At 70.0% G+C, this 25,367-nt stretch carries 26 protein-coding genes and 2 riboswitches; of the genes, 16 read left to right on the forward strand and 10 right to left on the reverse strand.

What is annotated here, in order from left to right:
- Window positions 1-27 precede the first annotated feature (27 nt).
- The 6 genes from OG381_RS31995 to OG381_RS32020 all read left to right on the forward strand — a co-directional run bounded on the left by OG381_RS31995 (window position 28) and on the right by OG381_RS32020 (window position 5,576).
- A complete protein-coding gene (locus OG381_RS31995; RefSeq protein ID WP_327719499.1) occupies window positions 28-1,206 on the forward strand; it encodes a L,D-transpeptidase in 1,179 nt (392 codons plus the stop codon).
- A gap of 77 nt (window positions 1,207-1,283) precedes the next feature.
- On the forward strand, window positions 1,284-2,051 hold the full coding sequence (locus OG381_RS32000; RefSeq protein WP_327719500.1) for an enoyl-CoA hydratase/isomerase family protein: 768 nt from the start codon (window positions 1,284-1,286) through the stop codon (window positions 2,049-2,051).
- A 287-nt stretch (window positions 2,052-2,338) separates the two neighbouring features.
- Window positions 2,339-2,842, forward strand: a complete 504-nt coding sequence (locus tag OG381_RS32005; protein ID WP_327719501.1) for an ATP-binding protein — start codon at window positions 2,339-2,341, stop codon at window positions 2,840-2,842.
- Window positions 2,843-2,957: 115 nt separating this feature from the next.
- Complete coding sequence (locus OG381_RS32010; RefSeq protein ID WP_327719502.1) at window positions 2,958-3,713, forward strand: polysaccharide deacetylase family protein; 756 nt, start codon at window positions 2,958-2,960, stop codon at window positions 3,711-3,713.
- Complete coding sequence (locus tag OG381_RS32015; RefSeq protein WP_327719503.1) at window positions 3,713-4,906, forward strand: YncE family protein; 1,194 nt, start codon at window positions 3,713-3,715, stop codon at window positions 4,904-4,906. Before OG381_RS32010 ends, OG381_RS32015 begins: the two co-directional genes overlap by 1 nt.
- A gap of 76 nt (window positions 4,907-4,982) precedes the next feature.
- Window positions 4,983-5,576: an ADP-ribosyltransferase gene (locus OG381_RS32020; RefSeq protein ID WP_327719504.1), complete on the forward strand. Its 594-nt coding sequence runs from the start codon at window positions 4,983-4,985 to the stop codon at window positions 5,574-5,576.
- Here OG381_RS32020 and OG381_RS32025 read toward each other — a convergent pair.
- Window positions 5,530-6,198 (reverse strand): GNAT family N-acetyltransferase, encoded by a 669-nt coding sequence (locus OG381_RS32025; protein ID WP_307025628.1) that lies wholly within the window; start codon window positions 6,196-6,198, stop codon window positions 5,530-5,532. The genes OG381_RS32020 and OG381_RS32025 overlap by 47 nt on opposite strands.
- Window positions 6,199-6,248: 50 nt before the next feature.
- On the opposite strand from OG381_RS32025, the gene OG381_RS32030 reads away from it, so the two are divergent.
- Together OG381_RS32030 and OG381_RS32035 are read left to right on the forward strand one after the other, a co-directional pair.
- On the forward strand, window positions 6,249-7,166 hold the full coding sequence (locus OG381_RS32030) for a MerR family transcriptional regulator (RefSeq protein WP_327719505.1): 918 nt from the start codon (window positions 6,249-6,251) through the stop codon (window positions 7,164-7,166).
- Window positions 7,167-7,217: 51 nt separating this feature from the next.
- The gene (locus OG381_RS32035) at window positions 7,218-7,430 is read left to right on the forward strand and encodes an EF-hand domain-containing protein (RefSeq protein ID WP_307025624.1); all 213 of its coding nucleotides are present in this window, start codon (window positions 7,218-7,220) and stop codon (window positions 7,428-7,430) included.
- 51 nt (window positions 7,431-7,481) lie between these two features.
- On the opposite strand, the gene OG381_RS32040 is transcribed toward OG381_RS32035, so the two are convergent.
- Both OG381_RS32040 and OG381_RS32045 read right to left on the reverse strand, forming a co-directional pair.
- On the reverse strand, window positions 7,482-8,261 hold the full coding sequence (locus tag OG381_RS32040) for an ABC transporter ATP-binding protein (RefSeq protein ID WP_327719506.1): 780 nt from the start codon (window positions 8,259-8,261) through the stop codon (window positions 7,482-7,484).
- Complete coding sequence (locus OG381_RS32045) at window positions 8,258-9,907, reverse strand: 2-isopropylmalate synthase (RefSeq protein ID WP_327719507.1); 1,650 nt, start codon at window positions 9,905-9,907, stop codon at window positions 8,258-8,260. Before OG381_RS32045 ends, OG381_RS32040 begins: the two co-directional genes overlap by 4 nt.
- Window positions 9,908-10,114: 207 nt before the next feature.
- Here OG381_RS32045 and OG381_RS32050 point away from each other — a divergent pair, with 207 nt between their 5' ends.
- On the forward strand, window positions 10,115-10,852 hold the full coding sequence (locus OG381_RS32050) for a FadR/GntR family transcriptional regulator (protein WP_327719508.1): 738 nt from the start codon (window positions 10,115-10,117) through the stop codon (window positions 10,850-10,852).
- On the opposite strand, the gene OG381_RS32055 is transcribed toward OG381_RS32050, so the two are convergent.
- The gene (locus OG381_RS32055; RefSeq protein WP_327719509.1) at window positions 10,800-11,726 is read right to left on the reverse strand and encodes an AraC family transcriptional regulator; all 927 of its coding nucleotides are present in this window, start codon (window positions 11,724-11,726) and stop codon (window positions 10,800-10,802) included. The genes OG381_RS32050 and OG381_RS32055 overlap by 53 nt on opposite strands.
- Before the next feature lie 102 nt (window positions 11,727-11,828).
- Between OG381_RS32055 and OG381_RS32060 the strand changes: the two genes are divergently transcribed.
- A complete protein-coding gene (locus tag OG381_RS32060; protein ID WP_327719510.1) occupies window positions 11,829-12,827 on the forward strand; it encodes a zinc-dependent alcohol dehydrogenase family protein in 999 nt (332 codons plus the stop codon).
- 65 nt (window positions 12,828-12,892) lie between these two features.
- Entirely contained in the window at window positions 12,893-13,570 is a 678-nt protein-coding gene (locus OG381_RS32065; RefSeq protein ID WP_389964221.1) for an NADPH-dependent F420 reductase, read from the forward strand.
- A 13-nt stretch (window positions 13,571-13,583) separates the two neighbouring features.
- Here OG381_RS32065 and OG381_RS32070 read toward each other — a convergent pair whose 3' ends face one another.
- The 6 genes from OG381_RS32070 to gcvT form a co-directional block, all read right to left on the reverse strand.
- Window positions 13,584-14,126 carry an MOSC domain-containing protein gene (locus OG381_RS32070; RefSeq protein ID WP_327719512.1) on the reverse strand — a complete coding sequence of 181 codons (543 nt, stop codon included), beginning with the start codon at window positions 14,124-14,126 and terminating at the stop codon, window positions 13,584-13,586.
- A 34-nt stretch (window positions 14,127-14,160) separates the two neighbouring features.
- Window positions 14,161-14,718: a glycoside hydrolase family 25 protein gene (locus OG381_RS32075; RefSeq protein ID WP_327719513.1), complete on the reverse strand. Its 558-nt coding sequence runs from the start codon at window positions 14,716-14,718 to the stop codon at window positions 14,161-14,163.
- An 85-nt stretch (window positions 14,719-14,803) separates the two neighbouring features.
- Window positions 14,804-16,171 carry an L-serine ammonia-lyase gene (locus tag OG381_RS32080; protein WP_327719514.1) on the reverse strand — a complete coding sequence of 456 codons (1,368 nt, stop codon included), beginning with the start codon at window positions 16,169-16,171 and terminating at the stop codon, window positions 14,804-14,806.
- Window positions 16,172-16,227: 56 nt separating this feature from the next.
- Window positions 16,228-17,490, reverse strand: coding sequence for a serine hydroxymethyltransferase (glyA, locus tag OG381_RS32085; protein ID WP_327719515.1), 1,263 nt, complete (start codon window positions 17,488-17,490; stop codon window positions 16,228-16,230).
- A 15-nt stretch (window positions 17,491-17,505) separates the two neighbouring features.
- Window positions 17,506-17,883 (reverse strand): glycine cleavage system protein GcvH, encoded by a 378-nt coding sequence (gcvH, locus tag OG381_RS32090; protein WP_046261643.1) that lies wholly within the window; start codon window positions 17,881-17,883, stop codon window positions 17,506-17,508.
- 118 nt (window positions 17,884-18,001) lie between these two features.
- The gene (gene gcvT, locus OG381_RS32095; RefSeq protein WP_327719516.1) at window positions 18,002-19,114 is read right to left on the reverse strand and encodes a glycine cleavage system aminomethyltransferase GcvT; all 1,113 of its coding nucleotides are present in this window, start codon (window positions 19,112-19,114) and stop codon (window positions 18,002-18,004) included.
- Window positions 19,115-19,151: 37 nt separating this feature from the next.
- Window positions 19,152-19,257: riboswitch (glycine riboswitch) on the reverse strand.
- Window positions 19,258-19,367: riboswitch (glycine riboswitch) on the reverse strand.
- Between the two features lie 221 nt (window positions 19,368-19,588).
- Here gcvT and OG381_RS32100 point away from each other — a divergent pair.
- From OG381_RS32100 to OG381_RS32120, 5 genes are all read left to right on the forward strand, one after another.
- Complete coding sequence (locus tag OG381_RS32100) at window positions 19,589-20,251, forward strand: AAA family ATPase (RefSeq protein WP_327719517.1); 663 nt, start codon at window positions 19,589-19,591, stop codon at window positions 20,249-20,251.
- Window positions 20,252-20,331: 80 nt separating this feature from the next.
- A complete protein-coding gene (locus OG381_RS32105) occupies window positions 20,332-21,102 on the forward strand; it encodes an enhanced serine sensitivity protein SseB (protein ID WP_327719518.1) in 771 nt (256 codons plus the stop codon).
- Window positions 21,103-21,276: 174 nt separating this feature from the next.
- A complete protein-coding gene (locus tag OG381_RS32110) occupies window positions 21,277-22,077 on the forward strand; it encodes an enhanced serine sensitivity protein SseB C-terminal domain-containing protein (protein ID WP_266821720.1) in 801 nt (266 codons plus the stop codon).
- A 313-nt stretch (window positions 22,078-22,390) separates the two neighbouring features.
- Window positions 22,391-23,401 carry an ABC transporter permease gene (locus tag OG381_RS32115; RefSeq protein ID WP_327719519.1) on the forward strand — a complete coding sequence of 337 codons (1,011 nt, stop codon included), beginning with the start codon at window positions 22,391-22,393 and terminating at the stop codon, window positions 23,399-23,401.
- 69 nt (window positions 23,402-23,470) lie between these two features.
- Window positions 23,471-25,270 carry an ABC transporter substrate-binding protein gene (locus tag OG381_RS32120; RefSeq protein WP_327719520.1) on the forward strand — a complete coding sequence of 600 codons (1,800 nt, stop codon included), beginning with the start codon at window positions 23,471-23,473 and terminating at the stop codon, window positions 25,268-25,270.
- The last annotated feature ends 97 nt before the right edge of the window (window positions 25,271-25,367 follow it).

Raw genomic sequence — 25,367 nt, forward strand, 5'->3', positions numbered from 1 at the left:
GACGCACGCGGGCGTGGCCGTCAGCGGATGGCCGCGCTGTTGCTGGGGGTCGTGCTGACCGCCGTCACCGCGTGCGGGGGAGGCGGCGGGGACTCGGACGCCAAGCCCGGCTCCGGCAAGGGCGCGGACACCGCGCAGAGCAAGCAGTCCGTGGCGGTCGTCTCCATCGCCCCCAAGGACGGTGCCAAGTCCGTCGAGACCAGCGGGGCTCTGAAGATCGGCGCCGACAAGGGCAAGCTGACCACGGTCGAGGTCAAGGACTCCAAGGGCGAGAAGATCGACGGCGCGATATCCGCCGACGGCGCCTCCTGGACGCCGGCCAGCCATCTGGCGGCCGCCACCAAGTACTCGGTGCACGCGGTCGCGAAGGACTCCGAGGGCCGTGAGGCCGCCGAGGACTCCAGCTTCACCACGCTGACGCCGAAGAACACCTTCATCGGCACCTTCACGCCCGAGGACGGCTCCAAGGTCGGCGTCGGAATGCCCTTCTCCATCCGCTTCACCCGGGGCATCACCAAGCCCGAGGACGTCGAGAAGGCCATCACCGTCAAGACCGAGCCGGCCGTCGAGGTCGCGGGCCACTGGTTCGGCAACGACCGGCTGGACTTCCGCCCCGAGGAATACTGGAAGTCCGGCACCAAGGTCACCGTCAAGCTGAACCTGGACGGCGTCGAGGGCCGCGACGGCGTCTACGGCGAGCAGTCCAAGACCGTGTCCTTCACCGTCGGCCGCAGCCAGGTCTCCATCGTGGACGCCAAGAAGCACACGATGAAGGTCATGCGGGACGGCAAGCTCTTCAAGACCATCCCGGTCACGACCGGCAAGCCCGGCTACGCCACCTGGAACGGCCAGATGGTCATCAGCGAGAAGTTCAGGGTGACCCGGATGAACGGCGACACCGTCGGCTACGACGGCGAGTACGACATCAAGGACGTCCCGGACGCCATGCGGCTGACCGACTCCGGCACCTTCGTGCACGGCAACTACTGGGGCGGCGACGCCTTCGGCAACTACAACGCCAGCCATGGCTGCATCGGTCTGCGCGATGTCCGCGGTGGCTACGACAGGTCGGTGCCGGCCGCGTGGTTCTTCGACAACTCGATGCCCGGTGACGTGGTGACGGTCAAGAACTCCACCGACCCGACGGTCGACCCGGCCAACGGCCTCAACGGCTGGAACCTCTCCTGGGAGAAGTGGAAGGCGTAAGCCCTACGGCGACGAGGGGCCCCGGTGTGAGACATCGCACCGGGGCCCCTGTCGTTAGTGGCCGTTAACCTTCCCTCATGACCGTGACTCTCGAAGTGGCCGACGGCGTCGGCACGATCCGACTCGACCGCCCGCCCATGAACGCGCTGGACATCGCCGTCCAGGACCGGCTCAAGGAGCTCGCCGAGGAGGCCACGCGCCGCGAGGACGTGCGTGCCGTGGTGATCTACGGCGGGGAGAAGGTGTTCGCGGCGGGCGCGGACATCAAGGAGATGCAGGCCATGGACCACACGGCGATGATCCTGCGCGCCCGCGCGCTCCAGGACTCGTTCACGGCGGTGGCCCGCATCCCCAAGCCGGTCGTCGCGGCCGTCACCGGTTACGCCCTGGGCGGCGGCTGCGAACTGGCGCTGTGCGCGGACTTCCGGATCGCCGCCGACAACGCCAAGCTGGGCCAGCCCGAGATCCTGCTCGGTCTGATCCCGGGCGCCGGCGGCACCCAGCGTCTGGCCCGGCTCATCGGCCCGTCCAAGGCGAAGGACCTCATCTTCACCGGCCGGATGGTCAGGGCCGACGAGGCCGAGAGGCTGGGCCTGGTGGACCGGGTCGTCCCGGCCGCCGACGTGTACACCGAGGCGCACGCCTGGGCGGCCAGGCTCGCGCAGGGTCCGGCGATCGCGCTGCGCGCCGCGAAGGAGTCCATCGACACCGGGCTGGAGACCGACATCGACACCGGACTGGCCGTCGAACGGAACTGGTTCGCGGGCCTGTTCGCCACCGCCGACCGCGAGACCGGGATGCGCAGCTTCGTCGAGGAAGGCCCTGGCAAGGCGAAGTTCCTGTGAGGAATCTCCTGAGGAAACCCGCCTGAACCACTTGCTGTTGACGGGACGTCTGATCCGGTTCCCTCGATGGGGCGGTTTATGGGAGCCTTAAGGCAACCTTAAGCCTGCCTTGTCGAGGGAGCCGTCGATTGCCGCCAGCCGAGCCTCCGTCGCAGGTCAGAGGGGCTGCTTCAAGCCCTGAAATGCCTTTGGCATATGTCGATCGGAACCAGCGGAATGATGGATTCCAGGGGGCGTATTCCGTAGAGACGACCCCGGAGGGCAGCGGGTGCGGCCATGATGGAGGCATGGCGGGGCTGGAGGGTATCGAACAGCCGCGGGGACACGGCCGTGCGACCGCGGCGCGCTGGTCGCCCACGGTCGAGGACGAACACGCGCTCAAGGTTCTGGAGTTGTTCGGTAACCCGACGGAGGCGGAGGTTCCGCTCCCCTCACGCCCCGAGTCCGCCGCCGCGGCCCGCCGGTTGACCCAAGTCGTGGTCCTGCGCCAGTGGGGACTCACCCCGAAGATGACCGAGGACGCGGTTCTGCTCGTCTCCGAGCTCGTGGGCAACGCCGTGCGTCATACGGGAGCCCGGGTTTTCGGGCTCCGGATGCGGCGTCGCCGTGGGTGGATCCGGGTCGAGGTGCGTGATCCCTCCCGCGGGTTGCCCTGTCTGATGCCGGTGCAGGAGATGGACATCAGCGGGCGGGGGCTTTTCCTCGTGGACAAGCTGTCCGACCGGTGGGGCGTCGACCTGCTGCCGCGTGGCAAGACGACGTGGTTCGAGATGCGGGTGGCTGACCGGTAGTTGTCCGGCTGCGGGTGCGTCGTGGCTTGTCGCGCCCCGCGGCGGAGCCGCCGATGTCGCAGCCCCGCGCCCCTAGGTGGGTGAATCGACCGATATATCCATGCAATCCCCTTAAATGGTCCGGGTGACCACGACCGATCGTCGGACCGTGCTGCGTGCCAGCGCCGGGCTCCTCCTCGCCACCGGGTGTGCCACCAGCGGTGCCGTCGCCCACCCCGTCCACTCCCGCGCACTGGCCAAGCCACCACTCGCACCCCGTCGCTTCCCCGGCCTCCCCGCCCAGCTCACCCACGGCCCCCGCACCCACCCCCGCGTAGCCCTCACCTTCCACGGCAACGGCGACCCCGCCACCGCCCGCGCCCTGCTCCGCGAGGCGGAACGGGCCGGGGCCCGCATCACCGTCCTCGCCGTCGGCACCTGGCTCGACGAGCACCCCGGGATCGCCCGCCGCATCCTCGACGGCGGCCACGACCTCGGCAACCACACCCTCCACCACCTCGGCGTCAACGACATGTCCGAGGCCGACGCCCGGGCCGAGATCGACGGCTGTGCCGAGCGGCTGAGACGGCTCACCGGCTCGATCGGCAGCTGGTTCCGGCCCTCGCGCGCCGCGCGTGCCACACCGCTCGTCGAGCGGCTGGCCCGTGACGCCGGCTACCCGCACGTCCTGTCGTACGACGTCGACTCCCTCGACTTCACCTCGCCCGGCGCCCCCGCCGTCACCCGCAAGGTCCTCGGCGAGATCCGCAACGGGTCCGTGGTGAGCCTGCACTTCGGGTACGCCGACACGGTCGCCGCCCTCCCCGCCGTACTGGAAGAACTCGACCGCCGCGGCCTGGCCGCCGTGACCACCACGGAGCTGTTCAGCTGATGCACCGCACCCACCTCCTCCAGCGCACCCTTGTCGCGGGCGCCGTACTCGCCGCCCTCGCCGCCTGTGGCACCGACGCCCGGGACAAGGCCCCCTCCGAAGAACGGCACCGCACCACCAAAGCCGCCGCCGTCCCCGCCCAGCCGAAGAAGAAGCCCGTCGAGGGACTGCCCGGCATGCCGCCCGTCCTCGACCCGAAGGACGTGTACGCCGCCGACCGCCCGGGCAAGCTCTCCCCGGTGGTCAAGGACTTCCCCTCCCGGGTCTACGTCCCCAACACCGAGTCCGACACGGTCTCCGTCATCGACCCGAAGACGTACCGGATCATCGAGACCGTCCGCGTCGGCCGCCAGCCCCAACACGTCGTCCCCTCCTGGGACATGAAGACCCTCTGGGTGAACAACAACCGCGGCCACACGCTCACCCCCATCGACCCGAGGACCGGGAAGGCGGGCAAGCCGGTCGCGGTGCACGACCCCTACAACCTCTACTTCACACCCAACGGCAAGTACGCCGTCGTGATGGCCTCCCTCGACCGCGAACTCGTCTTCCGCGACCCGCACACCATGGAGCAGGTCAAGACCGAACCGGTCAGCTGCTACGGCGTCAACCACGCCGACTTCTCCCTCGACGGCAGGTACTTCATCGTCTCCTGCGAGTTCAGCGGCGAACTGCTCAAGGTCGACACCGAGAAGATGAAGGTCGTCGGGCAGCAGAAACTCCCCTTCAAGGGGGCCATGCCGCAGGACGTGAAGATCTCGCCCGACGGGAAGCGGTTCTACGTCGCCGACATGATGGCCGACGGCATGTGGGTCCTCGACGGCGACACCTTCGGCAAGCCGAAGCTGCTGCCCACGGGCAAGGGCACCCACGGGCTGTACGTCAGCCGCGACTCCCGCGAGATGTACGTCTCCAACCGCGGCGAAGGCACCGTCTCCGTCTGGGACTTCGCACAGAACAAGGTCACCAGGAAGTGGCACCTGTCCGACGGCGCCAGCCCCGACATGGGCGGCGTCTCGGCGGACGGCAAGGTGCTGTGGCTGTCGGGGCGTTACGACGCCGAGGTGTACGCCATCGACACCCGCACCGGTGAGCAGCTGGCCCGGATCCCGGTGGGCAGCGGCCCGCACGGACTCGCGGTGTACCCGCAGCCGGGACGGTACTCGCTCGGCCACACCGGCATCTTCCGCTGACACCGGACCGGTTGACACGCCCCCGTACGAGTGATGATCCACAACCCGCCGTCGCAGAAACGGAATTGTGCTCCCCATGATCACAACCCAGCTGCGGCGGCGGGCTGCTGCCGCCGTCCTGTCCCTCGCCGCCGTCTTCGCGACCACGGCGGCCGCCGCCCCCGCGAAGGCCCCCGCTCCCCACGACTGCCCCGTCCAGTTCGACGACCCGATCAAGGCGGCCGTCGACAAGCGCGTCGAGGTCGACCGCATCACCCCGGACCCGGTCTGGCGCAAGACCTGCGGCACGCTCTACCGCAGCGACGGCCGCGGCCCCGAGATCGTCTTCGCGGAGGGCTTCAAGCCCAAGGACGTCATCGACGGCCAGTACGACATCGAGAAGTACGTCCTGGTCAACCAGCCCTCCCCGTACGTCTCCACGACGTACGACCACGACCTGTACAAGACGTGGTGGAAGTCGGGCTACAACTACTACATCGACGCCCCCGGCGGCGTGGACGTGAACAAGACCATCGGCGACACCCACAAGTGGGCCGACCAGGTCGAGGTCGCCTTCCCCGGCGGCATCCAGCGGAAGTACATCGTCGGCGTCTGCCCGGTGAACAAGACGACCAAGACCGAGATCATGAGCGGCTGTCAGAGCAACCCGCACTTCGAGGCCTGGCACTGAGCAGCAGCGCCTCCGCGCCGACGGGACGGTAGCCCGCCGCCTGGAACGCCCGTGTGCTGCGGGCGTTCCCGGGGGCCACCTGGGCCCACAGCGGCTCCTCGACGAGCTGCCGGGCGGCGGTCAGGAGCAGACGGCCCAGCCCCCGGTGGCGTACGTCCTCGTCCACCTCCAGCGAGACCTCCAGCCGGCCACCGATCCCGCGCCCCGCCACCAGGACCCCGCCGTCGGTCGTCCAGGCCCGTACGTCGTCACGGCGCCCGCGGGCGTACGCGATACGCGGATGACCGGCGTCCGTGATCTCCGCCAGCGCGAGCGGAGGCTCGCCGGGCAGGGGCGAGCCGACGAACATCGCGTCGATGGTCTCGGCCGTACGCCCCGTCCGCGCCATGAAGGCCGCCAGGAAAGCCGGGTTCATCGTCGCGGCCAGCGGATCGCACTCCAGGGCCGCCAGCGTGTCGTACACCCACCGCGGGTCCTCGTCCGTGAAGACGACGGAGTGCGCGGTGAAGGCGAGTACGCCCGCGTCCCGGGCGGAGGCCTGCGGCACGACGGTCGTACGGCCGTTGGGCGGCGGGAAGACACCGCGGGCGGCCGCGTCGAGAATGTCCCGAAGAGTCTCCACCGCACCCGCTCCTTGAGTCTCCACCCACTGGAAGGCCCAGACTCGCAGACATGATCGACGACGGCACCGGGCTTTTCACCATCGGCGAGCTGGCGCGGGCCACCGGCCTGACCGTCCGGACCATCCGTTACTGGTCCGACGAGGGCGTGCTCACGCCGGTGACCCGCTCGGACGGCGGCTACCGCCTCTACAACGCGGAGTCCGCCGCCCGCCTCGAACTGATCCGCACACTGCGCGAGCTGGGCCTCGGCCTGGTGGACGTGCGCAAGGTGCTGGCCGGGGAGCGGACGGTGGCGGAGGTCGCGGCGGCACATGTGGTGGCGCTGGACGCGCGGATCCGCTCGCTGAAGGTGACCCGGGCGGTGCTGTCGACCGTTGCGCGACGCGGGTCGACCGCGGAGGAGATGACTCTGATGAACAAGCTGGCACGGCTGTCCGCCGAGGAGCGGCGCAGGATCATCGAGGACTTCATGGCGGAGATCTTCGAGGGGCTCGACACGGCGGATCCCGACATCCGCACCCGGCTGCGGTTCGCCGGCTCCGCCAACCTGCCGGACGAACCCAGCCCCGAGCAGGTGGACGCGTGGGTGGAGCTGGCCGAACTCATCCAGGACCCGGAGTTCCGGGCGCTGATGCGCAGGGCGGTCGAGTTCAACGCGGCGGACCGGGGGCCCGATGTCCCCGCCGGGACGTCCCTGTGGTTCATGAGCCGGCTCGTCCAGCTGGCAGGGGAGGCGCGGGGGCGCGGGATCGCGCCCGAGGCGCCGGAGGCGGACGCGCTGCTGGCCGGTCTCCTCGGCGACGCCGACCGGGCCGAGGTGCTCAAGCGTCTCGAGGCGGGAACGAACCTGCGGCTCGCCCGGTACCGCGAGCTGTCGGCCGTCGTGAACGGGCTCGAACCCCAGCCGTCGTACGAGGAGGAGTTCGCGTGGGTGGTCGCCGCTCTGCGTGCTCGGAGCGCCGGATAATCTGGCCTCCGTCAGCAAGACGGCAAGGAACGACGAAAAAGGGGCGGCGCGGTGGCGGACATCGACGAGGCACGCAAGCATTTCGAACGGATCGACACGGACGGTGACGGCTTCATCACCGCAGCCGAGTTCAAGACCGCCCTCGCCCAGGCGGGCGACTGGAACGTCACCGAATCGGTCGCCGAGGTGATCATCAAGACACGCGACCTGAACGGCGACAAGGTGCTGTCGTTCGACGAGTTCTGGGCATACCTGAGCAAGTGACGCGAACGGAAGGGGGGCGCCCGGGCTCGGCTTTCGGGGCGCCCCCCTTCGTCATGCCCGGCGCACGGTCCAGCGGCCCTGGTGCCGGTCCAGGGACAGCGGCAGGTCGAAACACTTGCCGACCTGGTCGCTGGTGAGGACGTGGGCCGCCGGACCCTGCGCGAGGACGCGGCCCTCGCGCAGGAGCAGGGCGTGGGTGGTGCCGGAGGGGAGTTCCTCCAGGTGGTGGGTGACCAGGACGGTGGCGAGCGTGGGATGCTCCCGGCGCAGCTCGTCCAGCGCCGCGATCAGCTGCTCCCGGCCCGGCAGGTCCAGGCCGGTCGCGGGTTCGTCGAGGAGCAGCAGTCGCGGCTCCGGCATGAGCGCGCGGGCGATCAGGGTCCGGCCGCGCTGGCCCTGGGAGAGCGTGGGCCAGCGGGCATCGTGGAGCTCCGTGAGACCGAGCGTGGCGATCAGCCGTTCGGCGCGTTCCCCCTGCTCCGGTGTCGGGCGCCAACGGGGGAGCGGAGCCACGGAGTTGGTGAGCCCGGTCAGGACCACGTCCCGCACCCGCAGCGGCTCGGCGAGCGGATGACGCGGATCGACATGACCGACGCACGTCCGCAACTCCCGCAGATCCACCCGGCCCAGCCGGCTGCCGAGGACCTCCACCGATCCCCGGCTCGGATGGACCCGGGCACCCAGCAGGCTCAGCAGGGTGGATTTTCCCGCCCCGTTGGCGCCGAGCAGCGCCCAGTGCTCGCCGGCCCGGACGGTGAGAGACACCTCCTGAAGGATCGGCGTCCCCTCCCGTACGACATCCACCCCCTCGGCGCGCAGTACCTCCCTCACCGCGGCGCCCGGTTCACCGCCGACAGCACTGCCTGGACGGAGGCCCCCCGGCCCTCGCCGGCGCCCCAGGCCGGGACGCCGTCGGTCTCGCACTCGGCGTAGGCCGCCGTGCCGTCCTCGGCGAAGTCCCGGACGTGGACGGTGAATCCGGCGCCGGCCAGCGCGTCGACGAACGCGGTCACCGGACCGGCGCCGGTGCCCTCGTAGTCGCCCGTACGGTCCCCCGTGCGCAGGGTGCAGACGAAACGGTGCGCGCCGGACTCGTCCCGGTGGACCGACCAGGCCTCCAGGGCGACCTCCCCGTCCGTCACGACATACGTGGAACGGAACAGGCCGTACAGCTCCTTCGGCGTCATCTCCCGCCCGCTGTCGTCCGTGGCCTCCTGGACGACCCGCGAGAACTCGGGCCGCATACGGGCCGGCAGGTCGATGCCGTGGTGGGTCTTGAGCAGGTACGCCATTCCGCCCTTGCCCGACTGGGAGTTCACGCGGATCACCGCCTCGTAGGAACGGCCGATGTCGGCCGGGTCGATCGGCAGGTAAGGGACGTCCCAGGGCGCGTCCGGGTGCCCGGCCCGGCGGGCGAAGCCCTTGCTGATGGCGTCCTGGTGCGTACCCGAGAAGGCGGTGTGGACGAGGTCCCCGGCGTAGGGATGGCGGGGATGCACCGGCAGCCGGTTGCAGTGCTCGACCGTCTCCTTCACCGCGTCGATGTCGCTGAAGTCGATCATCGGGTCCACCCCCTGGGCGTACAGGTTCAGTGCCAGGGTGACCAGGTCGACGTTGCCCGTCCGCTCCCCGTTGCCGAACAGACAGCCCTCGACCCGCTGCGCCCCGGCCAGCACGGAGAGTTCGGCGCAGGCGACGCCGGTGCCGCGGTCGTTGTGCGGGTGCACGGAGAGGATGACCGAGTCGCGGCGGGACAGATGGCGGTGGAAGTACTCGATCTGGTCCGCGTAGACGTTCGGGGTCGCGATCTCCACCGTCGCCGGGAGGTTGTGCGTGACCGGACGGTCCGGGCTCGCGTCCCACAGCCCGGTCAGCCGGTCGCACAGCTCCAGGACGAAGTCGGGCTCGGTGAGGTTGAAGGTCTCGGGCGAGAACTGGAAGCGGACTCCGGGCGCCGCCCGCCGGACCATGTGCTCGGCCGCGTCCTTCACCGTCCGCCACACCTCGTCCCGGTCCCGGCCCAGGACGACGTCCCGCCACACCGGCGAGGTCGCGATGTACAGGTGGACGACGGCACGGGGCAGCCCTTCGATCGAGTCGAAGGTCCGGTCGATCAGCTCGCGCCGGGCCGGGGTGAAGACGACGGGGGTGACGTCGTCCGGTACGGCGCCGTCGGTCACCAGATGCCGTACGAAGTCGAAGTCGGTACGGCTCGCGGACGGATAGCCGACCTCGATCTCCTTGAAGCCCAGGGAGACCAGCAGGTCGAAGAAGCGGCGCTTGCGCGGCGTGTCCATCGGCTCGGCCAGCGCCTGGTTGCCGTCGCGCAGGTCGACGGGGACCCAGAGCGGGGCGCGCTCGATACGGGCGGAGGTCCAGCCGCGGTCGGTGACGGGGACGTCGACGCGCTGGTCGTAGGGGCGGTAGCGGTGGAACGGCATGGCGCTGGGCCGTTGCGGATTCCAGGTGAGGGTCATCGTCTGCTGCCTTCGTCGGCTCGGTCGGACGGTGACCGGCAGCACGGCGACCCGCGGCGGGGTGCCGGTCGCGTCAGGCCCCGCCGCGGCAGCCGAGAAGAAGACCGCGGAACGTCATACGGGCTACGCTAACCACTCCTCAGCTCCTCAGACAAGTGAGAATAGCTGGAGCACGGAAAACTCCTCAGACAAGTTGGTGAACGGTCGATGCCACTGGGTCCCCTCCGCCCGAGCCCCTTGGTGGAACAAGCCGCCGAGCGTCTGCGTGAGCAGATCGCCGCCGGTCACTGGGCGGTCGGCAGCAAACTGCCCGGCGAGACCACGCTCGCCAGGGAACTCGGCGTCGGCCGCTCGACGGTCCGCGAGGCGCTCCGCGCGCTGGCCGGCGCGGGTCTGGTGCAGCCCCGCCAGGGCGCCGGCGTCTTCGTCCTCGCGACCGAGCCGACGCGGGACTGGCCCACCCGGCTGCGGCGCGCTGCCGTCACCGACGTCTACGAGGTCCGCATGGCGGTCGAGGTCCACGCGGCCCGTCTCGCCGCGCGGCGGCGCACGCCCGAGGACGTGGCGGCGATGGAGGCGGCGCTGGAGGGGCGCCGGGTGGCTTCGGGCGCGGATGACGCGGCGTTCGTCGACGCGGACATCGCCTTCCACGCGGCCGTGGTGGCGGCCGCGCACAACCCCGTGCTCGACGACCTGTTCGCGGAGTTCACACCGGTCCTGCGACAGGGCCTCATCGACCTCCTGTCCCTGACCGGTCTGCGCACACGCGACCCCAACACGGCGGACGAGGCGCACGAGGCGATGGTCCGGGCCATCGCGGACGGGGACGCGGAGACGGCGGCCGAGGTGGTGCGCGAGGAGTTGGAGGACCCCTTCGCGGGCCAGGACGCGGTCAGGACGCCGTCCTCCGGTACTGCCCCGGCGCCACCCCGTACTCCCTCTTGAAGGCCTTGGCGAAGGCGAACTCGGAGGTATAGCCGGTGCGTTGGGCGACCAGGCGCAGGGGCAGGTCGTCCTCGCGGAGCAGCCGGCCGGCGGTCGTCATGCGCCACCACGTCAGATACGTCAGCGGCGGGCGCCCCACGAGGGCGGTGAACCGTCGGGAGAAGGCCGCGCGGGACAGGCCGCCGTGGGCGCCGAGTTCCTCCACCGTCCAGGGGCGGTCCGGGGCGGAGTGGATGGCCCGCAGCGCCGCTGCCACCGCGGGGTCGGCGAGCGCGGCGGCCCAGCCGGTGGGATGTCCGCCGGCGTGCGCCTCGCCCTGCCACCAGGCGCGCAGGATGTAGAGCAGCAGGGTGTCCAGGAGCGAGGAGACGATGGTGTCCGACCCCGGCTGCGGCTCGACCAGTTCCGCGCCCAGCAGCTCCACCGCCGCCCGCAGGGACCGGTGGGTGCCGACCTCGGCGGGCAGATGCACCACCTCCGGCAGCTCGGACAGCAGGGGGTGCGTCCGGCTGCGGTCCAGCCAGTAGGCGCCGCAGAGCATGACGGTGTCGGGAGGCGTCGTGGATTGCCTGGTGGGGGAGGGGGGTTCGGGGATGCTCCCGTCGGGGTTCGGCCGTACGACCTCCGGCTCCACGTCCAGGCCGCTCGCCAGCGCGTACCCCCGCCCGTGCGCCAGGAACACCACGTCCCCCGGTCCGAGCGCCACCGGCTCGCCCACCGTGGGGATCAGCCAGGCCGACCCCCGCAGCACCACATGGAACCCGGCGCCCTCCGAGTCCTCGATCCGCATCCCCCAGGGCGCGTACTTGTCCCGGCGCCCCGAGTGCGGCCGGCCGGCGCGCATCGCGGCGATCGCGTCGCTGAGTACGTCCATGTCCGCAACGGTAGCGGGGAGTTGAGAGTGGAAGACGTACGGACAGGAAAGGGAGACCGGTGGACATGGATCGTCTCGCCGCGGACTCCTAGCGTGGACGCCATGTCAACCACCGCACGTACCGTGCTCTTTCATGAAATCGGCGGACCTGACGTCCTCGAGATCGAGGAGGTGGCCGTCCCCGCGCCGGGTCCCGGTCAAGTCGCCGTGCGCGTCGAGGCGTTGGGCCTCAACCGTGCCGAGGCACTCTTCCGCTCGGGCGGCTACTACTACCAGCCGGCCCTCCCCGCCTCCCGCCTCGGCTACGAGGCCTCCGGCGTCGTCGAGGCGATCGGCGAGGGCGTCACCGAACTCGCCGTCGGCGACCCGGTGACGACCGGACCCGGCATCGAGATGAGCGCACAGGGTGTGTACGCGGAGCGGGTCGTGCTGCCCGAGAGCGCGGTCCTGCCCCGCCCCGCCTCCGTGGACGCCGTCACGGGGGCCGCGTCCTGGCTGACGTACACGACGGCGTACGGCGGCCTCCTGGAGACGGCCGGCCTGCGGCCCGGCGACCACGTCCTGATCACGGGCGCCTCCAGCGGGGTCGGCACCGCGGCGATCCAGGTCGCGCGGCGCATCGGCGCGATTCCGCTGGCGACGACCCGTTCGGAGGCGAAGCGGCAAGGGCTGCTGGACGCGGGGGCGGCGGAGGTGATCGTCTCCGGGGGCGACGCCGGGACGGTGGCCAAGGAGGTCAGGCGGCTCACCGGCGGCCGGGGCGCCGAGGTGATCTTCGACGCGATCGGCGGTCCCGGTTTCCGTCCGCTGGCCGAAGCGCTGGCGGAGGGCGGCACGGTCCTGGTCTACGGCTGGCTGGACCGCCGGCCCGCCGAGATCCCCTGGAACTGGCCGTTCACGATCCACACGTACGCCAACATGACCCTCACCGCGACACCGGGGGGCCGCCGCCGCTCCACGGCGTTCCTGAACGCGGGGCTGGCGGACGGGGGGTTCCGGCCGGTGGTCGCCGAGGTCTTCGACGGGCTGGACCGGATCCGGGACGCCCACCGGTTGATGGAGTCGAACCGGCACACGGGGAAGATCGTCGTACGGATCTGAGGCTCCGAGGAATACCTTCCGGGCCTCCCCGGTTGCCCTGCTCAGACGCATGCACATGCATCGACCTGGAGAGGGCTTTCATGAAGATCGGCATCATCGGCGCGGGACAGATCGGCGGCAACCTCACCCGCAGGCTCACCGCCCTCGGACACGAGGTGTCCGTCGCGAACTCCCGCGGCCCGCACACGCTCACCGAGCTGGCGAAGGAGACGGGTGCGACGCCCGTCCCGGTGGAGGAGGCGGCGCGCGGCGCGGAGGTGGTCGTCGTCACGATCCCGCTGAAGGCGATCCCCGACCTGCCCTCCGGCCTCTTCGCCGAGGCGGCGGACGGGGTCGCGGTCATCGACACCGGCAACTACTACCCCCGCCAGCGCGACGGCCGGATCGCCGCGATCGAGGACGAGGGCCTCACGGAGAGCCGCTGGACGGAACAGCACCTCGGCCATCCCGTCATCAAGGCCTTCAACGGCACCTACGCCCAGGACATCCTCGACCGCCACCGCCCGGCCGGCACCCCCGACCGCCAGGCACTCCCGGTCGCGGGCGACGACGCGGCGGCCAAGGCGAAGGTCCGCGCCCTGATCGACGAACTCGGCTTCGACACGGTCGACGCGGGCGGCCTCGACGACTCCTGGCGCCAGCAGCCGGACACACCGGTGTACGGACTGCGGGAGGGCGTCGAGGCGGTCACGAAGGCGCTGGCGGAGGCGAGCCCGGAGCGCCCGGCGGACTTCCGCGGCTAGACCCGGGCCGACGTCAGACGATCTCCAGCGGCATGTGCGGCCCGTCGGGAAGCTCGACCTTGATGGCATCCCCGGGCCGCACGACGCCGCCTTCGAGAACGACGCTCATGATCCCGGACTTGAACCGCGTCGTGCCGTCGTCGTCCCGCCCGACGACCTGCTTCATGAGCCCCTTCTGGAAGGTGTCGATCTGCGCACAGGGATTCCGCAGCCCGGTCACCTCGACGACGGCCTGCGTCCCGAGATGCAGCCGGGTCCCGACCGGCAGCCCGAGCAGATCGATCCCCCGGGTGGTGACGTTCTCCCCGAGCTCCCCGGCACCCACCTCGAACCCGGCCTCCCGCACCTCCTCGAACAACTCCTCGTGAATGAGGTGCACCTGCCGCAGATTCGGCTGCGAGGCATCCTTCTTCATCCGGAACCGGTGCTTCACCGTCTCCCCGGCATGCACATCCCCCTCCACCCCGAGCCCGGCGAGCAGCGTGACGCTGTCCCGGTTCGGCTTGGTGAACGAGTACGTCCCATTGCTGCTGACCGCAGCGACTGTCCCACCCATGCCGAGCAGCATAAGCCGAGCAGCGTAGATGGGCTCAGGCGTTCTCCGCCCACGCCCGCAGGGCGGCCTTGCTCGCGAAGTCCGCGACGTTCTTGTCCACCGGATCGTCGGTGTACTGGTGGAAGAGCCACTTCGCCTTGATACGGGGCTTGCCCGCGGTCACGTAGTCGGCGATCCAGAGGGCGTCACCGGCATAGGACGTCTTGTCGATGTCCAACCAGTAGTTGCGGTTGGCGTAGAGGATCACCCGGTTGTTCGGCCGCAGTTCCTTCAGCTTCCGGATGAACCGGTCCTTCTCCGCGTTGGTCGCGTGTGTCCCGTCCCCGGTCGTCTCCCAGTCCACCGCGAGGATCTCGCCGGCCCGCTCCGGAGCCTTGCTGAGGAAGTGCTCCGCCTGGGCGGTGAGGTTGCCCGGCCAGAGGAAGTGGTAGTAGCCGACGACCAGGCCGGCGTCGCGGGCCGTCTTCGTCTGGGCCGCCAGTTTGGGGTTGGTGTACGTGCGGCCCTCCGTCGCCTTGATGAAGACGAAGGAGAGGCCGTCCGTGTCGTAGGAGGAGGACTGGTACGAGCTGACGTCGATGCCGCGCAGCATGGGGGACTCCTCGAAATGCCGTAGGGGGACAGGAGTTGGAGTACCCCATACCTTAGGCACCACGGGTGTCAGGCACCGCGGGAGTTCAGCACTCGATGATGTTCACCGCGAGCCCGCCCCGCGCGGTCTCCTTGTACTTCACCGACATGTCCGCCCCGGTCTCCTTCATGGTCTTGATGACCTTGTCCAGGGACACCTTGTGCGAGCCGTCCCCGCGCATCGCCATCCGCGCGGCGGTCACCGCCTTGACCGCGGCCATGCCGTTGCGTTCGATGCAGGGGATCTGGACGAGGCCGCCGACGGGGTCGCAGGTCAGCCCGAGGTTGTGTTCCATGCCGATCTCGGCGGCGTTCTCGACCTGCTCCGGGGAGCCGCCGAGGACCTCCGCGAGCGCGCCCGCGGCCATCGAGCAGGCGGAGCCGACCTCGCCCTGGCAGCCGACCTCGGCGCCGGAGATGGAGGCGTTCTCCTTGAAGAGCATGCCGATCGCACCCGCGGCCAGCAGGAACCGCACGACCCCGTCCTCGTCGGCGCCCGGCACGAAGTTGATGTAGTAGTGCAGGACGGCCGGGATGATGCCGGCGGCGCCGTTCGTCGGGGCCGTGACGACCCGTCCGCCCGCCGCGTTCTCCTCGTTCACCGCCATCGCGTAGAGCGTGATCCACTCCATCGCGTGCGCCAACGGATCGCCCTCCGCCCGCAGTTGGCGTGCGGTGACGGCGGCGCGGCGCTTGACCCGCAGCCCGCCCGGCAGGATGCCCTCCCGCGACATGCCCCGCGAGACGCAGGCCTGCATCGCCCGCCAGATCTCCAGCAGACCGGCGCGGATCTCGTCCTCGGTGCGCCAGGCGCGCTCGTTCTCCAGCATCAGCGCGGAGATCGACAGCCCTGTCTCCCGGGTCACGCGCAGCAGTTCGTCGCCCGTGCGGAAGGAGTACTTCAGGACGGTGTCGTCCAGCTTGATCCTGTCCTCGCCCACCGCGTCCTCGTCGACGACGAAACCGCCGCCGACCGAGTAGTAGGTCTTGGACAACAGCTCCGCACCCGCCGCGTCGTACGCCCACAGCGTCATGCCGTTCGCGTGGTACGGCAGTGCCTTGCGCCGGTGCAGGACGAGGTCGTCGTCGAAGGAGAACGGGATCTCGCGCTCACCGAGGAGCTTCAGGACCCCCGTGTCCTTGATCGCCGACACCCGCTCGTCCGCCCCCTCCACGTCGACCGTGCGCGGAGAGGCTCCTTCGAGTCCCAGCAGCACCGCCTTGGGGGTGCCGTGGCCATGGCCGGTCGCGCCCAGGGAGCCGTAGAGCTCCGAGCGGACCGAGGCGACGTCGGGCAGCAGGCCCTCGTTGCGCAGACGGCGGGCGAACATACGGGCCGCACGCATCGGGCCGACCGTGTGCGAGCTCGACGGGCCGATGCCGATCGAGAACAGGTCGAAGACCGAGATGGCCACGGGAACTCCTTGCGAAAGGGTGGGGGCACACGTCGTCGGGTGCCCCCACCAGGGAACTACTTGTTCAGGCCGGGGTACAGCGGGTGCTTGTCGGCGAGCGTCTTGACCCGGGCCTTGAGGTCGTCGACGTCGTAGGACGGCTTCAGCGCGGAGGCGATCACGTCGGCGACCTCGGTGAAGTCGTCGGCGGTGAAGCCGCGGGTGGCCAGCGCCGGGGTGCCGATCCGCAGGCCCGAGGTGACCATCGGGGGCCGCGGGTCGTTGGGGACCGCGTTGCGGTTGACGGTGATGCCGACCTCGTGGAGACGGTCCTCGGCCTGCTGCCCGTCCAGCTCGGAGGCGCGCAGGTCGACCAGGATGAGGTGGACGTCGGTGCCGCCGGACAGCACGTTGACACCGGCCTCGCGGGCGTCCGGGGCTGTCAGACGCTCGGCGAGGATCCGCGCTCCCTCCACCGTACGCGCCTGGCGCTCCTTGAACTCCTCGCTCGCGGCGACCTTGAAGGAGACCGCCTTGGCCGCGATCACATGCTCCAGCGGGCCGCCCTGGAAGCCGGGGAAGACGGAGGAGTTGAGCTTCTTCGCGAACGCCTGCCTGGCGAGGATGATCCCGCCGCGCGGTCCGCCCAGGGTCTTGTGCGTGGTGGAGGTGACGACATCGGCGTACTCGACCGGGTTGGGGTGCAGACCGGCGGCGACCAGTCCGGCGAAGTGCGCCATGTCGACCCACAGGAACGCCTCGACCTCGTCGGCGATCCGGCGGAACTCGGCGAAGTCGAGCTGGCGCGGGTAGGCGGACCAGCCCGCGATGATCACCTTCGGCCGGTGTTCCTTGGCGAGGCGCTCGACCTCGGCCATGTCGACCAGGCCGGCGTCGTCCACGTGGTAGGCGACCACGTTGAACTGCTTGCCGGAGAAGTTCAGCCGCATGCCGTGGGTGAGGTGGCCGCCGTGCGCCAGGTCCAGGCCCAGGATGGTGTCGCCGGGGGAGGCGAGCGCGAACAGGGCGGCCTGGTTGGCGGAGGCACCCGAGTGCGGCTGGACGTTGGCGTACTCGGCGCCGAACAGGGCCTTGACCCGGTCGATGGCGATCTGCTCGGCGACGTCCACGTGCTCGCAGCCGCCGTAGTAGCGGCGGCCGGGGTAGCCCTCGGCGTACTTGTTGGTCAGGACCGAGCCCTGGGCCTCCATCACCGCGACCGGCGCGAAGTTCTCGGAGGCGATCATCTCCAGGGTGGACTGCTGACGGTCCAGCTCGGCATCGACCGCCGCGGCGATCTCCGGGTCGAGCTCATGCAGGGACGTGTTCAGAACGGACATCAGGTCTACGACTCCTCAGCCGGCGGAAAAGGCGGTGTACTCGTCGGCGGAGAGCAGGTCGGCCGGCTCGTCCGCGATGCGTACCTTGAACAGCCAGCCGCCTTCGAAGGGGGCGGAGTTCACCAGCGACGGGTCGTTGACGACGTCCTCGTTGACCGCGGTGACCTCACCGGAGACCGGGGAGTACAGGTCGGAGACCGACTTGGTCGACTCCAGCTCGCCGCAGGTCTCGCCCGCGGTCACCGTGTCACCGACCTCCGGGAGCTGCACGAAGACGACATCGCCGAGGGCGTTGGCCGCGTGCTCCGTGATGCCGACTGTCGAGACGCCGTCCTCGGCGCCCGACAGCCACTCGTGCTCCTTGCTGTAGCGCAGCTGCTGGGGGTTGCTCATGGCCTGAATTCTCCTGTACGCGGGGGAGTGCTGGTGGATGGGGGGCTACTGGGAACGTGCGTGAGCAGCGGAAATGTGCGCAGGGTCACGCGAGCGCGCGGGACCTCGCGTCCAGTGTCTACTTCTGGCGCTTATAGAACGGCAGAGCCACGACCTCGTAGGGCTCATGGCTGCCCCGGATGTCCACACCGACTCCGGTGCCCGGCGCGGCGTGCATGGCGTCGACGTACGCCATCGCGATCGGCTTGCCCAGCGTGGGCGAGGGGGCGCCGGAGGTGACCTCGCCGATCACCTGGCCGTCCGCGACCACGGCGTACCCGGCGCGGGGGACCCGGCGGCCCTCGGCGATCAGGCCGACGAGGACGCGCGGCGGCTCGTGGTCGGCGTGCTCGGCGGCCTCGCGCAGGGCCGCGCGGCCCACGAAGTCGCCCTCCTTCTCGAACTTCACGACCCGACCGAGGCCCGCGTCGAAGGGGGTCAGCTCCGTGGAGAGCTCATGCCCGTACAGCGGCATGCCCGCCTCCAGGCGGAGCGTGTCCCGGCAGGACAGACCGCAGGGGACCAGGCCGACGCCCTCGCCCGCCTTGGTCAGGGCCTGCCACAGCTCGACCGCGTGCTCGGGCTTCACGAACAGCTCGAAGCCGTCCTCGCCCGTGTAACCGGTGCGGGCGATCAGCGCCGGGACGCCGGCGACCGTGCCGGGCAGCCCGGCGTAGTACTTCAGTCCGTCGAGGTCGGCGTCGGTGAGCGAGGCGAGGATCCCCGGCGACTGCGGTCCCTGGACGGCGAGCAGCGCGTACGCGTCCCGGTCGTCCCGCACCTCGGCGTCGAAGCCGGCCGCACGCTCCACGAGTGCGTCCAGGACGACCTGGGCGTTGGAGGCGTTGGCGACCACCATGTACTCGGTCTCTTCGAGCCGGTAGACGATGAGGTCGTCGAGGATGCCGCCGTCCTCGCGGCAGATCATGGTGTAGCGGGCGCGGCCCACGCCGACGGAGGCGATGTTGCCGACCAGGGCGTAGTTCAGGAGGGCGGCCGCCTGCGGGCCGGTGACCGTGATCTCGCCCATGTGCGAGAGGTCGAAGAGCCCGGCCTTCGTGCGTACGGCGTTGTGCTCGTCGCGCTCGGAGCCGTAGCGCAGGGGCATGTCCCAGCCGGCGAAGTCGGTCATCGTCGCGCCGAGCGAGCGATGCAGGGCATCGAGCGCGGTAAGGCGGGGTTCATTGCTCATCGGACGGTTGTCTCCCAAGGCATGACGGCGAGGTCGTTCCTCCCCATCTGTCATCGGAACCTGAGAGGTTCGCCATGACCCCTGGGGACATGACTTGCACCTTGGGTGGAGCCGCCGGAGGGCGGCTCGCTTTTCAGATGTGCCTCGCCCGCGCGGTAACGGGGCCTGAGAGATTCAAGGGAGGGACTTGCTCCTTCGGCGCCCGGGCACTCGTACGAGGACGTACGGCCCGGAACTCTCCCGCGCGGATTCAAACGGCCGGTATGCAGTTGGCGCGGACATCATTGCACGCATCCGTCCGGCGGGGCAGGGGTGGCTCCCACAGGGGCCGCACAGCCTCAACCGTCACTCGCCGCACCCTGTAGCAGGCCTGTTGCGAGAAACGGACGGAAACAGGAGGCGCCGCGGATTACCTTCTCTTTACACTCGACGGGGAGGGTAACTCGTGACCCGCCCCAGGGGAGGACGATCACGGTGAACAGGCCCACTGCGTACGCCACCACGTCGGCCGTCGCGCTGCCCGCACAGCCGGCCGCTCCGGCCCGGGAGACGTGCGCGGCGCGACCGGTCGTCCGCGACCTGCGCGACCGCGCCGGCCACAGCCCGCACGCCCTGCTCTTCGCCCCGGACGACCTGGTCGTGATCACCGGCCTGCCCGGCAGCGGCAAGTCCACCCTGATGCGGCGGACGGTCAAGGGCGTCCGCATCGACTCCCAGGACACCCGCGACCGCTGGGACGACCGGGCGCCGCGCTTCCTGCCGTACGCGGTCTACCGCCCCCTCGTCCGCGCCGCCCACTACCTCGGTCTGTTCCGCGCCCTGCGCTCCGGCAAGGGTGTCGTCGTGCACGACTGCGGCACCCAGTCCTGGGTGCGCGGCTGGCTGGCCCGCGAGGCCCGCCGCCGTGGCGGCACCCTGCATCTGCTGCTGCTCGACGTCACCCCGGACACCGCCCTGGCCGGCCAGCGCGAGCGCGGCCGCGGCGTCTCGAGGTACGCCTTCCTGCGGCACCGCACCGCGGCCGACCGGCTGATCCGCTCCGTGGCCAAGGGCGACCTGCCGCAGGGCGTCGGCTCGGCGGTGCTGCTCGACCGGGACGCGGCGGACACCCTGCGCCGGGTCGGTTTCACGGGCTGATCTCAGCCGCCTCCACACCCGCTAGCCTTTTCAGCCACAGACAGGCCACAAGCGGCAGCACTCGGCAGGCGGACGGACAGATGGCATTCCCGGCACAGGCACACCCCCATCCGCACGGCGGCGGATGGCCCGGCAACGAGCTGGAGGAGGTGCTCTCGGCCTCCCTCGGCATGCCCGCGGCCGGCGGCCGGATCATCGAGGTCCTGGGCCGCAGCTTCGTCTGGGTCCCGCTGCCGAACGGCGGCGGCCCGCACAGCGGCCCGCTCGACCTGCCCAGCATGGAGATCGAGGGCCAGGCCTACGTCCCGGTCTTCAGCTCCGAGGAGCAGTTCCGGCACGTCGCGGGCGGGCACATGGCGTACACCATCGCGCCCGCGGTGGAGTTCGCGCGCGGTCTGCCCCCGCACATCGGGATCGCCGTGAACCCGGACGGTGTGGTCGGCGTCCCGCTCCCGCCGCCCGCCGTCGCCGAGCTCTGCCGCGTCGGCCGCACCCCGCTGGACGGCCCCAACACCGGCGGCCGCGTCAAGCTCTACGAGCCCGACTGGCAGGAGGACCCGGTCGACTTCCTCGCCACCGCCTCCGCCGAGTTCGCCGCGACCGGCGTGGTCCGCACGGCCCGCCGCTGCCTGGCCTCGATCGAGACGGCCGACCCCGTGATGTTCGTGGGAGTCGAACTCTCCCAATGGGAGGGCGACCTGCGTACCCTCCCCATGGACGCCCTGGGCCGCGCCCTGACCCGAACCCCGGTGCAGTGGCCGGTGAACCTGGTCCTGCTGGACGTAGCGGATGACCCGGTCGGCCACTGGATGCGAGAGAAAGTACGTCCGTTCTACCAAGGGAGCTTGTAAACGCCGCCAGGGGCACCGACCTCAGGGGCGCGAGGCTGTGTCGATTTGCGGCTCCGCCGCGTGGGCGCGATCAACCCCCACACACCCGCAGCCGACAGACCACCGCAAGCCCCGAGCTCCCACCGCTTAAGCTGTCGGCAGACACACGCAACTTTCCCGAAGGGGCGGTAGAAGGTGAGCGCGAGCGGCACCGCCGCGACCGGCCAGGTCGAGCACATGCTGCGCCAGGTGACGCCGGGGCGATACGACGCCTACGAGGCACTCCTCCGCGCCCTCGCCACCCCCTCCTCCGGTCAGATCTGGATGCTCCTCTGGCACGGCCAGTCGGGCTCGCCGGACGCCCAGTACGGAAACATGGAGGTGGGCGGGTACGGATACGCCCCGTGCGTCACCTCCGCCCAGGAGCTGAGCGCCAGCGGGTGGAACCGCTCCTACGAGGTCGTCGACGGCGTCGACGTCGCCCGCACCCTCTACCCCGACCACTTCGGCCTCTGGCTCAACCCGCACGCCCCCGGCGGCGGCGTCGGCATCCCCTGGCTCGACCTGCGCCGGATCGCCACCGGTCTGGAGCGCCAGCCCGCCGGCCCGCTGCGGCTGTCGGAGCCCGGGATCGAGATTCCGCAGTTCTACGGCCTGATCGCGCAGAACGCCCACCGCACCCCGGCCGTCCGCTCGCTGCGCCGCGCCTGGGTGCAGCCCGCGCTCGGGGCGCCGTACCTCGCCATCGGGCTGGACGTGTACGACACCAGCCCGCCCGCCGTGGACTCGGTGCGGGCGATGATGCAGCAGTCCATCGGCGCGGTCCCGGACGGGCTGCCGGTGTCGACCGTCGCCATGTCCGACGAGTACGACCCGGTCGCGATGTGGATGCGCGCGAGCGCCCGCCCCTTCTACGACCGCGAGGCGCACGCGGCGGCTCCGGCCCAGGCCCCGGCGGCGGGGTACGGCTACCCTCCGGCGCCCGGCGGCTACTGATCCAGACGGTCACAGGCTCTACTGTTACGGAAGTGCATCTGCGCGCGTAGATGAGGGCAGATAACGCCTATGAGGCCCTCATTGTCCCAACTGGTCCCCGTCCGGCGGCCGTTACCCGGCGTCCGGATAACGGAACCCTCCTAGCCGCATCACGTTTATGCATCCTTTCACCGCCAAGTCTGGCAACAGATCGCCAAAGCGTTGAAGACTCCCGCAGCAGGGGTGGGTTCGCCCCTGTGTACGACGGACTGATCACGCCGCCACAGCGGCAAGTGAAGGCCGGCTACCGCCGGTTGAGAGGGGCCCCTGCCAGATGACGGCACCACTGCACGAGCCGACCGCGGAAGCGGCCCCGAGCGCGGCCGAAGAAGCGGCGGTTATCAGCGCCGACGCCAAGGCCGTACAGGGGCGTTCCCTGGGACGGATCGCCTGGGAGCGCCTGAAGCGGGACAAACTGGCGCTCGCGGGCGGCATTGTCGTGCTCTTCCTCATCGTCGTCGCACTGCTCGCGCCGGTGATCACCAACCTGTACGGGCAGGACCCGAACACGTACAACGACAAAGACCTGATCGACCCGCTGTTCGGCACCCCCAAGGGGTCCTTCGGCGGCATCAGCGGCGACCACTGGCTGGGCGTCGAGCCGGTCAACGGCCGGGACATCTTCGCCCGGGTCCTCTACGGCGCCCGCATCTCCCTGCTCGTCGGCTTCCTGTCCGCGATCGTCGCCGTCGTCATCGGCACGATCCTGGGCATCCTGGCCGGGTTCTTCGGAGGCTGGGTCGACTCGGCCATCAGCCGCGTCATGGACGGGCTGCTGGCCTTCCCGCAGCTGCTCTTCATCATCGCGCTGGTCTCCGTCATGCCGAACGAGATGCTGGGACTGACCGGCACCGACGTGCGCCTGTTCGTGATGATCCTGGTCATCGGCTTCTTCGGCTGGCCCTACATCGGACGCGTGGTGCGCGGCCAGACGCTCTCGCTGCGCGAGCGCGAATACGTCGAGGCGGCCCGTTCGCTCGGCGCCGGGCGGTTCTACATCCTGTTCAAGGAGCTGCTGCCCAACCTGGTCGCGCCGATCATCGTCTACACGACGATGATGATCCCCACCAACATCCTCACCGAGGCGGCGCTCAGCTTCCTGGGCGTGGGCGTCAAGCCGCCCACGGCCTCCTGGGGGCAGATGCTCTCGAACGCGATCGACTACTACAAGTCGGACCCCACGTACATGGTGGTCCCGGGTGTAGCGATCTTCATCACCGTTCTGGCCTTCAACCTCTTCGGCGACGGCGTGCGTGACGCGCTGGACCCGAAGGGTTCCCGCTGAACTGCCGTACACAAAGCGTCCCGTGGCACCAACACGGGGTCTCTCATCAAATCCGGAGGATCCGAGATCGTGACTACCCAACGCACCTCAGGGCGGCGGAAGCAGGCGTTTGCCGCTGTCGCCGCGGTCGCCGCGCTGCTGACCACGGCGGCGTGCGGCGGCGGCGGTGATGACGGCGACGGCAACAACAGCTCCAAGGGCGCGGCCGGCTTCAACGCCGCGAACAACAAGGTCGCCCAGGCCTCGCTGGCCAAGAAGGGCGGCGAGCTGAAGTTCGCCGGTGCCCAGGACGCCGACTCGTGGGACACCACGCGTGGCTACTACGGCTTCATGTGGAACTTCGCGCGCTACTACAGCCGTCAGCTCGTGACGGGTGCCGCGGCGCCGGGCGAGAAGGGCACCGAGCTCACGCCGGACCTCGCCAACGGTCTGGCCAAGGTCTCCGACGACGGCAAGACCTACACGTACACCCTGCGTGACGGCATCACGTGGGAGGACGGCAAGCCGATCACGTCCAAGGACGTGAAGTACGGCATCGAGCGCGTCTGGGCGCAGGACGTGCTGTCCGGCGGTCCGGTCTACCTGAAGGACGTCCTCGACCCCAAGGGCGAGTACAAGGGTCCCTACAAGGACACCTCCAAGGACAAGCTCGGTCTGAAGGCGATAGAGACGCCGGACGACAAGACCATCGTCTTCAAGCTGCCCGCGGCCAACGCCGACTTCCAGGAGATCCTCGCCCTGGTCTCGGCCTCCCCGGTCCGCCAGGACAAGGACACCAAGTCCAAGTACGGTCTGAAGCCGTTCTCCTCCGGCCCGTACAAGTTCCAGTCGTACAGCCCGGGCAAGGACCTGGTCCTGGTCCGCAACGACAAGTGGGACCAGGCCTCGGACCCGATCCGCAAGGCGTACCCGGACAAGATCTCGGTCAAGTTCTTCTCGAACGCCAACGACCTGGACGCCCGTCTGCTCGCCGGTGACTACGACCTGGACATCAACCAGACCGGTCTGTCCCCGCAGGGCCGCACCAGCGCCCTCCAGGAGCACAAGGCCAACCTGGACAACCCGGTCTCCGGCTACATCCGCTACGCGGTCTTCCCGCAGACGGTGAAGCCGTTCGACAACATCCACTGCCGCAAGGCCGTGATCTACGGCGCCGACCACGTCTCGCTGCAGACCGCGCGCGGTGGCCCGGTCGCCGGTGGTGACATCGGCACCAACATGCTCCCGCCGACCGTTCCGGGTTCCGAGGGCCAGTCCTACGACCCGTACGAGCTCGCCGGTGCCAACAAGAACGGCAACGTCGCCAAGGCCAAGGAAGAGCTGAAGGCCTGCGGCAAGCCGAGCGGCTTCAAGACCACCATCGCGGTGCGTAACAACAAGCCGGTCGAGGTGGCCACCGCCGAGTCCCTCCAGGCCTCGCTGAAGAAGGTCGGCATCTCCGTCGACATCGAGCAGTACGACGGCTCGCAGACCTCCGGCATCATCGGCAGCCCCTCGAACGTGAAGAAGAAGGGCTTCGGCATCATCATCATGGGCTGGGGCGCGGACTTCCCGTCCGTCCAGGGCTTCGGTCTGCCGCTGTGGGATGGCAAGTACATCCTGGAGAGCGGTAACAACAACTTCGCGATGATCGACGACAAGAAGATCAACGGACTCTTCGACACCTACGTCAAGACGCAGGGTGACTCGGAGAAGCTGCAGCTCGCCAAGGACATCAACCACGCGGTGATGGACGGTGGCTACTACCTGCCGTTCGTCTTCGAGAAGTTCGTGAACTGGCGCGGTGACCGCCTGGCCAACGTCTACACGTCGGACAACTACAGCGGCATGTACGACTTCGTCAACCTCGGTCTGAAGTCCTCGAAGTAATCCCGGCACACCCGCCGAACGGCACGAAAGGCAGGTGAAGGCCGGCGACGTGTGATCGCGGGCCACCGGAAGACCTCCGGTGGCCCGCGATCCGCGG

Origin of the sequence: Streptomyces sp. NBC_00490 (genome assembly GCF_036013645.1) — a bacterium.
Lineage (GTDB): Bacteria > Actinomycetota > Actinomycetes > Streptomycetales > Streptomycetaceae > Streptomyces > Streptomyces canus_F.

What these genes read in the sequence shown, in the direction of transcription:
- OG381_RS32105 (WP_327719518.1), top strand. Translation starts at nt 20,332, where the DNA reads ATGGCATTCCCGGCACAGGCACACCCCCATCCGCACGGCGGCGGATGG.
- gcvH (WP_046261643.1), bottom strand. Translation starts at nt 17,883, where the DNA reads ATGAGCAACCCCCAGCAGCTGCGCTACAGCAAGGAGCACGAGTGGCTG.
- OG381_RS31995 (WP_327719499.1), top strand. Translation starts at nt 28, where the DNA reads ATGGCCGCGCTGTTGCTGGGGGTCGTGCTGACCGCCGTCACCGCGTGC.
- glyA (WP_327719515.1), bottom strand. Translation starts at nt 17,490, where the DNA reads ATGTCCGTTCTGAACACGTCCCTGCATGAGCTCGACCCGGAGATCGCC.
- OG381_RS32060 (WP_327719510.1), top strand. Translation starts at nt 11,829, where the DNA reads ATGTCAACCACCGCACGTACCGTGCTCTTTCATGAAATCGGCGGACCT.
- OG381_RS32030 (WP_327719505.1), top strand. Translation starts at nt 6,249, where the DNA reads ATGATCGACGACGGCACCGGGCTTTTCACCATCGGCGAGCTGGCGCGG.
- OG381_RS32075 (WP_327719513.1), bottom strand. Translation starts at nt 14,718, where the DNA reads ATGCTGCGCGGCATCGACGTCAGCTCGTACCAGTCCTCCTCCTACGAC.
- OG381_RS32115 (WP_327719519.1), top strand. Translation starts at nt 22,391, where the DNA reads ATGACGGCACCACTGCACGAGCCGACCGCGGAAGCGGCCCCGAGCGCG.
- OG381_RS32050 (WP_327719508.1), top strand. Translation starts at nt 10,115, where the DNA reads ATGCCACTGGGTCCCCTCCGCCCGAGCCCCTTGGTGGAACAAGCCGCC.
- OG381_RS32005 (WP_327719501.1), top strand. Translation starts at nt 2,339, where the DNA reads ATGGCGGGGCTGGAGGGTATCGAACAGCCGCGGGGACACGGCCGTGCG.
- gcvT (WP_327719516.1), bottom strand. Translation starts at nt 19,114, where the DNA reads ATGAGCAATGAACCCCGCCTTACCGCGCTCGATGCCCTGCATCGCTCG.
- OG381_RS32020 (WP_327719504.1), top strand. Translation starts at nt 4,983, where the DNA reads ATGATCACAACCCAGCTGCGGCGGCGGGCTGCTGCCGCCGTCCTGTCC.
- OG381_RS32070 (WP_327719512.1), bottom strand. Translation starts at nt 14,126, where the DNA reads ATGGGTGGGACAGTCGCTGCGGTCAGCAGCAATGGGACGTACTCGTTC.
- OG381_RS32000 (WP_327719500.1), top strand. Translation starts at nt 1,284, where the DNA reads ATGACCGTGACTCTCGAAGTGGCCGACGGCGTCGGCACGATCCGACTC.
- OG381_RS32015 (WP_327719503.1), top strand. Translation starts at nt 3,713, where the DNA reads ATGCACCGCACCCACCTCCTCCAGCGCACCCTTGTCGCGGGCGCCGTA.
- OG381_RS32045 (WP_327719507.1), bottom strand. Translation starts at nt 9,907, where the DNA reads ATGACCCTCACCTGGAATCCGCAACGGCCCAGCGCCATGCCGTTCCAC.
- OG381_RS32055 (WP_327719509.1), bottom strand. Translation starts at nt 11,726, where the DNA reads ATGGACGTACTCAGCGACGCGATCGCCGCGATGCGCGCCGGCCGGCCG.
- OG381_RS32010 (WP_327719502.1), top strand. Translation starts at nt 2,958, where the DNA reads ATGGTCCGGGTGACCACGACCGATCGTCGGACCGTGCTGCGTGCCAGC.